General features: G+C 62.3%; 14 protein-coding genes and 1 other annotated feature. Of the genes, 12 read left to right on the top strand and 2 right to left on the bottom strand.

Annotation, left to right across the window (positions count from 1 at the left end):
• Positions 1-165: 165 nt before the first annotated feature.
• Both ruvX and ACTNBU_RS04300 read right to left on the bottom strand, forming a co-directional pair.
• Positions 166-585, bottom strand: a complete 420-nt coding sequence (gene ruvX, locus ACTNBU_RS04305; protein WP_441031192.1) for a Holliday junction resolvase RuvX — start codon at positions 583-585, stop codon at positions 166-168.
• A 67-nt stretch (positions 586-652) separates the two neighbouring features.
• Positions 653-802: a hypothetical protein gene (locus ACTNBU_RS04300; RefSeq protein WP_441031189.1), complete on the bottom strand. Its 150-nt coding sequence runs from the start codon at positions 800-802 to the stop codon at positions 653-655.
• Between the two features lie 103 nt (positions 803-905).
• On the opposite strand from ACTNBU_RS04300, the gene rpmG reads away from it, so the two are divergent.
• The 12 genes from rpmG (at position 906) to ACTNBU_RS04240 (ending at position 9,122) form a co-directional block, all read left to right on the top strand.
• Positions 906-1,055, top strand: coding sequence for a 50S ribosomal protein L33 (gene rpmG / locus ACTNBU_RS04295; protein WP_441031186.1), 150 nt, complete (start codon positions 906-908; stop codon positions 1,053-1,055).
• A gap of 30 nt (positions 1,056-1,085) precedes the next feature.
• Positions 1,086-1,301 (top strand): preprotein translocase subunit SecE, encoded by a 216-nt coding sequence (gene secE / locus ACTNBU_RS04290; protein ID WP_441031183.1) that lies wholly within the window; start codon positions 1,086-1,088, stop codon positions 1,299-1,301.
• 11 nt (positions 1,302-1,312) lie between these two features.
• Positions 1,313-1,837, top strand: a complete 525-nt coding sequence (gene nusG / locus ACTNBU_RS04285) for a transcription termination/antitermination protein NusG (protein WP_441031180.1) — start codon at positions 1,313-1,315, stop codon at positions 1,835-1,837.
• A gap of 115 nt (positions 1,838-1,952) precedes the next feature.
• The gene (rplK, locus tag ACTNBU_RS04280; protein WP_441031178.1) at positions 1,953-2,378 is read left to right on the top strand and encodes a 50S ribosomal protein L11; all 426 of its coding nucleotides are present in this window, start codon (positions 1,953-1,955) and stop codon (positions 2,376-2,378) included.
• 91 nt (positions 2,379-2,469) lie between these two features.
• Positions 2,470-3,162 carry a 50S ribosomal protein L1 gene (gene rplA / locus ACTNBU_RS04275; protein ID WP_441031175.1) on the top strand — a complete coding sequence of 231 codons (693 nt, stop codon included), beginning with the start codon at positions 2,470-2,472 and terminating at the stop codon, positions 3,160-3,162.
• 350 nt (positions 3,163-3,512) lie between these two features.
• Positions 3,513-3,647: a sequence feature (ribosomal protein L10 leader region), on the top strand.
• Positions 3,648-3,679: 32 nt separating this feature from the next.
• On the top strand, positions 3,680-4,228 hold the full coding sequence (rplJ, locus tag ACTNBU_RS04270) for a 50S ribosomal protein L10 (RefSeq protein ID WP_441031172.1): 549 nt from the start codon (positions 3,680-3,682) through the stop codon (positions 4,226-4,228).
• Between the two features lie 52 nt (positions 4,229-4,280).
• Complete coding sequence (gene rplL, locus ACTNBU_RS04265) at positions 4,281-4,652, top strand: 50S ribosomal protein L7/L12 (protein WP_441031170.1); 372 nt, start codon at positions 4,281-4,283, stop codon at positions 4,650-4,652.
• A gap of 236 nt (positions 4,653-4,888) precedes the next feature.
• Positions 4,889-5,011 carry a hypothetical protein gene (locus ACTNBU_RS04260; protein ID WP_441031167.1) on the top strand — a complete coding sequence of 41 codons (123 nt, stop codon included), beginning with the start codon at positions 4,889-4,891 and terminating at the stop codon, positions 5,009-5,011.
• 255 nt (positions 5,012-5,266) lie between these two features.
• On the top strand, positions 5,267-6,454 hold the full coding sequence (locus ACTNBU_RS04255) for a M20 metallopeptidase family protein (protein WP_441031164.1): 1,188 nt from the start codon (positions 5,267-5,269) through the stop codon (positions 6,452-6,454).
• Positions 6,451-7,476, top strand: coding sequence for a methionine ABC transporter ATP-binding protein (locus ACTNBU_RS04250; RefSeq protein ID WP_441031161.1), 1,026 nt, complete (start codon positions 6,451-6,453; stop codon positions 7,474-7,476). Before ACTNBU_RS04255 ends, ACTNBU_RS04250 begins: the two co-directional genes overlap by 4 nt.
• Positions 7,476-8,156, top strand: coding sequence for a methionine ABC transporter permease (locus ACTNBU_RS04245; protein ID WP_441031158.1), 681 nt, complete (start codon positions 7,476-7,478; stop codon positions 8,154-8,156). The genes ACTNBU_RS04250 and ACTNBU_RS04245 overlap by 1 nt, the downstream gene beginning before the upstream one ends.
• 87 nt (positions 8,157-8,243) lie before the next feature.
• Positions 8,244-9,122, top strand: coding sequence for a MetQ/NlpA family ABC transporter substrate-binding protein (locus tag ACTNBU_RS04240; RefSeq protein ID WP_441031155.1), 879 nt, complete (start codon positions 8,244-8,246; stop codon positions 9,120-9,122).
• Positions 9,123-9,404 lie beyond the last annotated feature (282 nt).

Raw genomic sequence — 9,404 nt, 5'->3', positions numbered from 1 at the left:
ATGCCTGCAAAAAGCCTGTGTCAGCAGGCGTTTGCGCCGCGCAGCGGCAGCTTTTCGGCCCGCTGCGCGGGCAGAAAAGCGAGGCATTGTGAAGGCTGTCGAAAAAGTCCAACGGACTTTTTAGACAGCCTGCGCTCCCCCGCCGCTGGCCGCGGAGCGTTTTTGTCATCCTCTGCTCTTTTTATAGGTGAGATACCCCTCCAGGATCAGGGACGCCGCCACGGCGTCCACCACCTTTTTCCGCTTTTTCGCGTTCTTTCCGTTGTTGAACAGGATCTGGTGGGCGTCGATGGTGGTGCGGCGCTCGTCCCACAGCGTCACCGGCAGGCCGGTGGCGGTCCTCAGCAGCTCCCCCATGGCCTCCGCCTTCTCCGCCCGGGGGCCCCGCGTCCCGTCCATGTTCACGGGATGGCCCAGCACCAGCTCCTCCACGCCGTGCTCCTTCGCCAGCGCGGCGACCCGCTCCGCCACCACCTCCGGGCGGTAGGCGTCGATGGTGGCCGAAAAGCCCGTCAGCAGTCCCGTGGGGTCGGAGATGGCGATGCCGGTGTGAGCGTCGCCGTAGTCAATGGCCATGATGCGCATGATGCGTCCCTCGCTTTTCCGATGGTCCCCCGTCCCGCGGAGGGCCTTCTTTATAATAATGAGCGTATTATACCACACTTTCCGCCCCGCCGGAAGTGGCAAATGGGCCGTCCGGAGGCGCCGGGAAAAATACCGGATATTTTGCAAAAAACAGTTGACGGATGGTTTGACTTGTGCTAAAATCTAACTTACCTGTGAAAAAGGGCTTTCTTTTCATGCGCTCATTTCGCTTTTCAGGCCGTGGGAGAGAGTACCGTTACGAGGCAGGGAGGCAGTCGGTGTCCCCCTGAGGGATGCCAATAATAAGGAGGTGCCGTTAGATGCGCGTGAAAGTCACACTGAGATGCAACGAGTGCAAGCAGCGAAACTACAATACCATGAAGAACAAGAAGAACACCCCGGACAAGCTGGAACTCAACAAGTATTGTCCCTTCTGCCGCAAGCACACGCTCCACACGGAAACCAAGTGATCGGCGGACGATAAGAAAGGGCGTGTAAGAATGGCTGAAGAAGCAAAGAAGAAAAAGAGCCGCGGACAGTGGTTCCGCGAGATGAAAAGCGAACTGAAGAAGGTCGTATGGCCCAACAAGCAGACCGTCGTCAAGAACACCGGCACCGTGCTGCTGTGCTCCCTGATCCTCGGCGCCTGCATCTGGATCTTTGACGCCGTGGTCGTCAACTTCTTCCAGATGCTCATCAGTGTCCTGGGCGGCTGAGAGGACCGGATATGGCAGACAATGCGAAGTGGTATGTGATCCATACCTATTCCGGCTATGAGAATGCCGTCAAGACCAGCATCGAGAAGTTTGTCAACGGCCGGGACATGCACGACGTCATCCTGCGGATCGAGGTCCCTATGGAGACGGTCACCGAGGTGACGGAGTCCGGCGCCACCAAAGAGGTGGAGCGGAAAGTGTTCCCCGGCTATGTGCTCATCAAAATGGTGATGACCGACGACACCTGGCATCTGGTGCGGAACGTCCGCGGCGTCACCGGCTTCGTGGGCTCCGCCAACAAGCCCATCCCCCTGACTGAGGACGAGGTCCTGGCCATGGGCATGGAAAAACACGAGATCGTGGTCAACTACCATGTGGGCGACCATGTGAAGATCACGGATGGACCCCTGTCCACCTTCACCGGCGTGGTGGAGGAGATCGAGCCGGAGAAGGACCGCGTCTCCGTCATGGTCTCCATGTTCGGACGGGAGACCCCCGTGGAGCTGGCGCTCGACCAGGTCGAGGTGCTCCAGTAATTGACCCGCCGGACTTGTCCGGCAGCAGTGGGAGGGACCGTGACCGGTCCCGCCAGAAACGGCCCGGCAGCGCCGGACCGCTACCACATTCTTACGATTTAGGAGGTGCTACTCCGTGGCACAGAAAATTACCGGCTATGTAAAGCTGCAGATCCCCGCAGGCAAGGCGACTCCCGCCCCCCCCGTCGGCCCCGCTCTGGGCCAGCACGGCGTCAACATCGCGGCGTTCACCAAGGAGTTCAACGAGCGTACCAAGAATGACATGGGCATGATCATCCCCGTGGTCATCACCGTCTATTCCGACCGCTCCTTCTCTTTCATCACCAAGACTCCCCCCGCCGCCGTCCTCATCAAGAAGGAGTGCAACATCGAGTCCGGCTCCGGCGTGCCCAACAAGACCAAGGTGGCCACCATCTCCAAGGCCTCCATCCAGAAGATCGCTGAGATCAAGATGAAGGACCTGAACGCCGCCAACCTGGAGTCCGCCATGAGCATGATCGCCGGCACCTGCCGCAGCATGGGCGTCGTCGTCGGCGACTGAGCCCTGACAACCAACAGCCGAGCGGCGAAGTCGCCGCTCCATACAGTGGGAGGATCCGATTCCGAAGAACCACTATGAGGAGGAAGTAACATTGTTTAGAGGCAAGAAATATAAGGATAGCGCCAAGCAGATCGACCGGAACATGCAGTATGAGGCTGCCGAGGGTCTGGCGCTGGTTTGCAAGACCGCTACCGCCAAGTTCGACGAGACCGTCGAGCTGCATGTGAAGCTGGGCGTTGACTCCCGTCACGCCGATCAGCAGGTCCGCGGCGCCATCGTGCTGCCCCACGGCACCGGCAAGACCGTCCGCGTCCTGGTGTTCGCCAAGGGCGACAAGGCCGACGCCGCCCGTGAGGCCGGCGCTGATTACGTGGGCGATATGGATATGGTGGAGAAGATCCAGAAGGAAAACTGGTTCGACTTCGACGTGGTGGTCGCCAGCCCCGACATGATGGGCGTGGTGGGCCGTCTCGGTAAGCTGCTGGGCCCCAAGGGCCTGATGCCCTCTCCCAAGGCCGGCACCGTCACTCCCGACGTGGCCAAGGCCGTCAAGGAGGTCAAGGCCGGTAAGATCGAGTACCGTCTGGACAAGACCAACATCATCCACTGCCCCATCGGCAAGGTCTCCTTCGGCCCCGAGAAGCTGACCGAGAACTACAACGCTCTGATGGGCGCCATCGTCAAGGCGAAGCCCGCCTCCACCAAGGGCCAGTATATCCGCTCCTGCGTGGCTGCCGCCACCATGGGCCCCGGCGTGAAGATGAATACGGCGAAGCTCGTCTAATCGGGCCGCTGCTTTAAAGGGGGGACTTGCGTCCCCCCTTTAGATTCCCCCTCACCAGTGACGTCGGTCACTGGTGTCGCCGCCCCCGGCGGCTGGGGTATCGGTATTTTCGCCACGTACACGCCGCGGCGAAAATGATTACGGCAATTTGCTCTGCCCTGCGGGCAGAGCAACCGGAAAAACCGCAGGTTTTTCCTGGCCCTTTTCCTTGGCTTCGCCCGCAGGGCGAAGCTTTGGGGGAAACCGGAGGTTCCCCCCGGACCCCCTTCCCGGGAGGTAGAGGGCACATTTTTTGAAAAAATGCGTGATAAACTTTTTATTTAAGTATTGACTTTTGGCCGATACTTGAATATAATAATGGATGCGTTCCAAAGACAGCAGGTGGGCTTGCGCCCGTAAGTCCTGCCGAGGGCGGCAATCATTTTTTGATTTGCTATCCGTCCCTGTGTCTTTCCGGACACTCGGGCGGTCCTTTTTTTTGAACGCACCGACAAATTTCCTGGAGGTGAAACCAAGAATGCCTAACGCAAAAGTCTTGAGCGAGAAGCAGGCCATCGTGGCTCAGCTGACCGAGAAGATCCAGAAGGCCCAGGCCGGCGTGATCGTGGACTACAAGGGCATCACGGTGGAGGAGGATACTGCGCTGCGTAAGGATTGCCGTGAGAGCGGCATCGACTACGCCGTCGTCAAGAACACTCTGCTCCGCTTTGCCTTTAACAACACCGGTCTCAACGATCTGGACGACCTGCTGAACGGCACCACTTCTCTCGCCCTGTGCGACAGCGATGTGGTCGCTCCCGCCCGCGTCATGTCCGACTATGCCAAGAAGCTCAACGGCAAGTTCGAGATCAAGGGCGGCTTCATGGAGGGCAAGGCCGTTGACCTGGCTACCATCAACGCTCTGGCCTCTATCCCCGCTCTGCCTGTCCTGCAGGCTCAGGTCCTGGGTACCATGCTGGCGCCCATCACCGCCCTGGCCGTCGTCCTGAAGCAGATCGCCGAGAAGGACGGCGCTCCCGCCGAAGATGCTGCCCCCGCCGAGGAGGCCGCCCCCGCCGCCGAATAATCCGACGACGGAACCTACTTTTTGAAATTTTACTATTAGGAGGCTATTTATCATGTCTGAGAAAGTTACTGCTATGATCGAGGAGATCAAGGCTCTGACCGTTCTGGAGCTGAACGACCTGGTCCACGCTCTGGAGGAGGAGTTCGGTGTTTCTGCCGCCGCTATGGCCGCTCCCGCCGCTGGCGCTGCCGCTCCCGCCGAGGCTGAGAAGACCGAGTTCGACGTTGTCCTGACCGGCTTCGACGCCGCCGCCAAGATCAAGGTCATCAAGGCTGTCCGTGAGATCACCGGCCAGGGCCTGGCCGAGGCCAAGGCTACCGTCGAGGGCGCTCCCAAGACCCTGAAGGAGGGCATCTCCAAGGACGACGCCGAGGCTCTGAAGAAGCAGCTGGAGGACGTCGGCGCCAAGGTCGAGTTGAAGTAATTCGCTCTTTCATCCGACACAGAACAACCCATGGCAATTTCTTGCCATGGGTTGTTTTTTGTACGTTTCCCTATGCGCCGCACCGGCAGAATCTCCATCCGTGCCGCCATCTTTTCCCCCGTTTTCTGTGAAAATACGCCAAACCGCATTTTCACGATTGACAATCATCGGTGTTTGTGGTATCTTAAACCTATCAAACATATTAATTTTATATGTAATTGAGGGGAGGCACGGACATGGGCAAGCTGCTGGAGGACCTGCTGCGGAGCAATTTCCGCTGTGGACGAATGCTGTGCTCCCGGGCAATGGATATGGCCGGGCGGGTCCGCATGCCTGTCTCCCGCCGCGCCGCGCCCTGACCGCGCGGCCAACGGTCCATATCTCTTGTCCGGGAGCGCGCGCCGCCCCCGGTTTTTTTGCGCCGCTTCCCAGGAACGCGGAGAGCCTTCGCCGGGGAGGTATCACTTCCATCTGACAGGAGGGACCGTCATGCAGGCCTTATTCGAAGCGCTGCTGCGGGAGAATTTCCGGCGGGGACGATGTCGCCGGACGGCCCGCGGCCATACCATATCAACTGTTTTGTGACCGGACAGGTTCCGGAGAAAGAAGGAAACATGGGTACATTACTGGAACAGGCCCGGTCTGAGCAGGCGTATCTGTCGGACCTGCGCCGGGAGCTCCACCGCTGCCCGGAGCTGGCCATGCAGGAGACCCGCACCGCCGCCGTCATCGAGCGGGAGCTGGACCGGCTGGACATCCCCCACACCCGCATCGTCCCCACCGGCGTGCTGGGCGTCCTGCGGGGCACCGGAACCGGCGGCGGCACCGTGGCCCTCCGGGCGGACATCGACGCCCTGCCCATTCAGGAGGCCAACGACGTGGAGTACCGCTCCCAGACCGACGGCGTCATGCACGCCTGCGGCCACGACGCCCACACCGCCGCCCTCCTGGGCGCGGCGGGGCTGCTGGCCCGGAACCGGCACCGCTTCGGCGGCGAGGTCCGTCTGATCTTCCAGCCCGGCGAGGAGACGGGCCAGGGCGCGCCGGACTTTCTGGCCGCCGGGGCGCTGGAGGGCGTGGAGCGCATCTTCGGCCTCCACGGCACGCCCCTCTACCCCGTGGGCACCGTCGGCATCACGCCGGGACTGAACAACGCGGCGGTGGATCACTTCCGCATCGTGGTTCAGGGCAAATCCGCCCACGTGTCCGCTCCCCAGCTGGGGGCCGACGCCCTGTACGCCGCCAGCCAGATCGTGGTGGCGGTGCAGGGACTGGCGGCCCGGCGCATCTCCCCGGTGGAGCCGGTGGTTCTGGGCATCGGCAAGCTGACGGCGGGCACCGCCTACAACGCCGTGGCTGCGTCGGCGGAGCTGGAGGGCACCACCCGCACCATCTCCCAGGAGACCCGGATGCAGGTGCGGGCCTGGATCGACCAGGTGGCGGAGCAGACCGCCCGGTTCAGCGGCGCGGAAGCGCGGGTGATCTGGACCGACGTCACCTCCGCCCTCATCAACGACCCCCAGGTCTGCCGGGAGGCCGCTCAGGCCGCCCGGGAGCTGGACGACACCCTCACCATCGTCACGGACCAGCCCTTCTCCCTGGGGGGCGACAACTTCGCCGAGTACCAGCGGCTGGTGCCCGGGTGCTACGCCCACGTGGGCACCGCCGATCCGGACCGGCCCGGGACCAAGAACGGCCTGCACACCGTGAACTTCGACCTGGACGAGACGGCCCTGCCCCTGGCGGCGGGCCTGTACGCAGGCTACGCCCTGTGGTGGCTGAGAGAGAGGGACGGGAAATGATCCGGTTAGAGCATATCAGCAAGCGATTCACCGGCCCCGGCGGCACGGTGGACGCCCTGAAGGACGTGTCCGTCCATGTGGAGAAGGGGGACATCTACGGCATCATCGGCTTTTCCGGCGCGGGAAAGTCCACCCTCCTCCGCATGGTGAACCGGCTGGAGAAGCCGGACAGCGGCGCCGTGACGGTGGACGGCCAGCCGCTGGCTGGGCTGTCCAAGTCCGGACTGCGGCAGCTCCGCCGGAAGATCGGCATGGTGTTCCAGCAGTTCAATCTGCTGGAGGGCAAGACCGTGTTCCAGAACGTGGCCATCCCCCTGGTGCTGGAGGGCGTCCCGAAAGAGCGGATCGCCCGCCGGGTGACGGAGGTGCTGCGATTCGTGGAGCTGGAGGACAAGCGGGACACCTACGTCAGCCAGCTGTCCGGCGGACAGAAGCAGCGGGTGGGCATCGCCCGGGCCCTGGCCACGGAGCCGGCCATCCTCCTGTGCGACGAGGCTACCAGCGCCCTGGACCCCCAGACCACGGAGTCCATCCTCCACCTGCTGAAGCGGGTGAACCGGGAGATGGGCGTCACCATCCTGCTGATCACCCACCAGATGCAGGTCATCCAGATGATCTGCAACAAGGTGGCCGTCATGGAGAACGGCCAGGTGGTGGAGCAGGGCAGCGTGCTGGAGGTGTTCGGACGGCCCCGGGCGGAGGTCACCCGGCGGTTCGTCCGCACCGTCATCAACGACCGGATCCCGGAGAGCATTCTGGATCTGGTGCGGAAGGAACAGCGGCCCTGTCAGATCGAGCGGCTGAAATTCATCGGCTCCAGCGTGAAGAAACCCGTCATCTCGGAGATCTGCAAGACGGAGGGCGTGGAGGTCAACATTCTGGGGGCCACCGTCCAGGAGATGCAGGACAGCGTCATGTGCGTGTTCATTTTGCAGCTCTTCGGCTCTGATAACGATATCGCCCGGGCGGAACGGACCATCGACGGCGCCGGCGTCCTGCGGGAAAGGGTGGTGATCTCCTGATGGAGGCATTGCTGCAAACCAAAATCTTCAAGGTCTCCCTGGAGCGTCTGCTGCTGAACGGCGGACAGACGCTGTACATGGTGGGCTGGTCGCTGCTGTTCGGCACCGTTCTGGGGGCCGCCATGGCCCTGGCGCTGGTGCTGTGCCGGAAGGGCGGTCTGGCGGAGAACCGGGCGGTGTACACCGTGGTCAGCGTCTACATCAATATCGTCCGCAGCATCCCCTTTGTCATCCTGCTGGTGGCCATCATGCCCCTGACCCGGGCCGTCGTGGGCACCACCATCGGCAGCACCGCCGCCCTGGTGCCCCTCATCGTGTACATCAGCCCGTACCTGGCCCGGCTCATTGAGAACAGTCTGCTGGAGATCAGCTCCGGCATCCTGGAGGCCGCCCAGGCCATGGGCGCCACCACCCCCCAGATCATCCGCTATTTCCTCATCCCGGAAACCCTGGGCTCCATCGTCCTGGGCCTGACCACCGGCACCGTGGGCCTGCTGGGCGCCTCCGCCATGGCCGGCTACGTGGGCGGCGGCGGCGTGGGCGATCTGGCCCTGACCTACGGCTACGAGAAGATGAACACCCCCCTGATGGTCCTCACCGTAATCATTCTGGTGGTGCTGGTGCAGCTGCTCCAGCTGGCCGGAAACACCCTGTCCCGCAGGCTGCGGGAGCACCGGTGAGACGCCGTCTGTCTCTTTTGCGTCAAATTCCTATTATTCCGATTGTATCTCTTTGATTCATATGATTTCAGAAAGAAGGCAACTCCCATGAAAAAGATCATCGCGCTTGCACTGTCTCTGGCCCTGAGCCTGTCCCTGGCCGCCTGCGGCTCCTCCGGCGCTTCCTCCGCCGCCCCCGCCGCGTCCGCCGGTTCCGCTTCCACATCCTCCGCATCCTCCTCCGCCGCCGGGAAGAAGACGGAGATCGTCTACAGCAAGTCCCAGGGCCCCTACACGGAGCTGTTTGAGGCCGCCATCGTGCCCATTCTGGAGAAGCAGGGCTACACCCTCCGCTGCGTGGACACCTCCGAGCTGCTGATCGCCGATCAGGTGCTGAACAGCGGCGAGGTGGACGTGAACGTGGAGCAGCACACCGCCTACTGCGAGAGCTTCAACGCCAACAACGACGGCGATCTGGTGCCCATCTGCCCCATCCCCACCGTCCCGGCGGGCGTCTACTCCGTGAACCACGCCACGCTGGATGAGATCCCCGACGGCGCCAAGGTGGCCGTGCCCAACGACGCCTCCAACACCGCCCGGTGCTATCTGATGCTCCAGAAGATCGGCTGGATCACCCTGGACCCGGACGCGGAGCCCACCGCCGTCACCCAGGACGACATCATCGAGAACCCCCACAACATTGAATTCACCGAGATGAAGTCCCTGACCATCCCCGCCGCCATCCAGGACTTCGACTACGTGGCCATCACCGGCAGCGTGGTGTACAACGCCGGTATCGACGCCTCCACCGCCCTGGCCAACGAGGACATCATGGACCATCTGGTGTTGCAGGTGGTGGTGAAGGAGGAGAACAAGGACGCCGACTGGGCGAAGGCCATCGTGGACGCCTATCACTCCGACGAGTTCAAGCAGTACATGGCCGAGAACAACGACGGCCTGTGGTGGATCCCCGAGGAGCTTCAGTAAGGACGCATACGCAAAACCGGCTGTCTGGCGGCAGCCGGTTCAGGCTGTCGAAAAAGTCCATTGGACTTTTTCAACAGCCTTCACAATGCCTCGCTTTTCTGCCCGCGCATCGGGCCGAAAAGCTGCCGCTGCGCGGCGCAAACGCCTGCTGACACAGGCTTTTTGCAGGCATTCGATCCAATACGAGGGGGCTCCCGCCCCCTCGTACTCCCCCTGCAAAAAAGGACTCTTTTCCTTCAGGCAGGGTTTTTCGACAAGCTGAACCGGCTGCCGTCTGGCAGC

It is taken from the genome of Dysosmobacter sp. HCP28S3_G4 (genome assembly GCF_052065175.1).
In the GTDB taxonomy this organism is placed as follows: domain Bacteria; phylum Bacillota; class Clostridia; order Oscillospirales; family Oscillospiraceae; genus Oscillibacter.
The sequence above is the reverse complement of the archived record's forward strand: the minus strand, read 5'-3'. Positions and strand labels throughout refer to the sequence as shown.

Excerpts from the sequence above, each read along its gene's own strand:
- ruvX (WP_441031192.1), bottom strand. The coding sequence starts at position 585 with ATGCGCATCATGGCCATTGACTACGGCGACGCTCACACCGGCATCGCC.
- ACTNBU_RS04300 (WP_441031189.1), bottom strand. The coding sequence starts at position 802 with ATGAAAAGAAAGCCCTTTTTCACAGGTAAGTTAGATTTTAGCACAAGT.
- rpmG (WP_441031186.1), top strand. The coding sequence starts at position 906 with ATGCGCGTGAAAGTCACACTGAGATGCAACGAGTGCAAGCAGCGAAAC.
- secE (WP_441031183.1), top strand. The coding sequence starts at position 1,086 with ATGGCTGAAGAAGCAAAGAAGAAAAAGAGCCGCGGACAGTGGTTCCGC.
- nusG (WP_441031180.1), top strand. The coding sequence starts at position 1,313 with ATGGCAGACAATGCGAAGTGGTATGTGATCCATACCTATTCCGGCTAT.
- rplJ (WP_441031172.1), top strand. The coding sequence starts at position 3,680 with ATGCCTAACGCAAAAGTCTTGAGCGAGAAGCAGGCCATCGTGGCTCAG.
- rplL (WP_441031170.1), top strand. The coding sequence starts at position 4,281 with ATGTCTGAGAAAGTTACTGCTATGATCGAGGAGATCAAGGCTCTGACC.
- ACTNBU_RS04260 (WP_441031167.1), top strand. The coding sequence starts at position 4,889 with ATGGGCAAGCTGCTGGAGGACCTGCTGCGGAGCAATTTCCGCTGTGGA.
- ACTNBU_RS04255 (WP_441031164.1), top strand. The coding sequence starts at position 5,267 with ATGGGTACATTACTGGAACAGGCCCGGTCTGAGCAGGCGTATCTGTCG.
- ACTNBU_RS04250 (WP_441031161.1), top strand. The coding sequence starts at position 6,451 with ATGATCCGGTTAGAGCATATCAGCAAGCGATTCACCGGCCCCGGCGGC.
- ACTNBU_RS04245 (WP_441031158.1), top strand. The coding sequence starts at position 7,476 with ATGGAGGCATTGCTGCAAACCAAAATCTTCAAGGTCTCCCTGGAGCGT.
- ACTNBU_RS04240 (WP_441031155.1), top strand. The coding sequence starts at position 8,244 with ATGAAAAAGATCATCGCGCTTGCACTGTCTCTGGCCCTGAGCCTGTCC.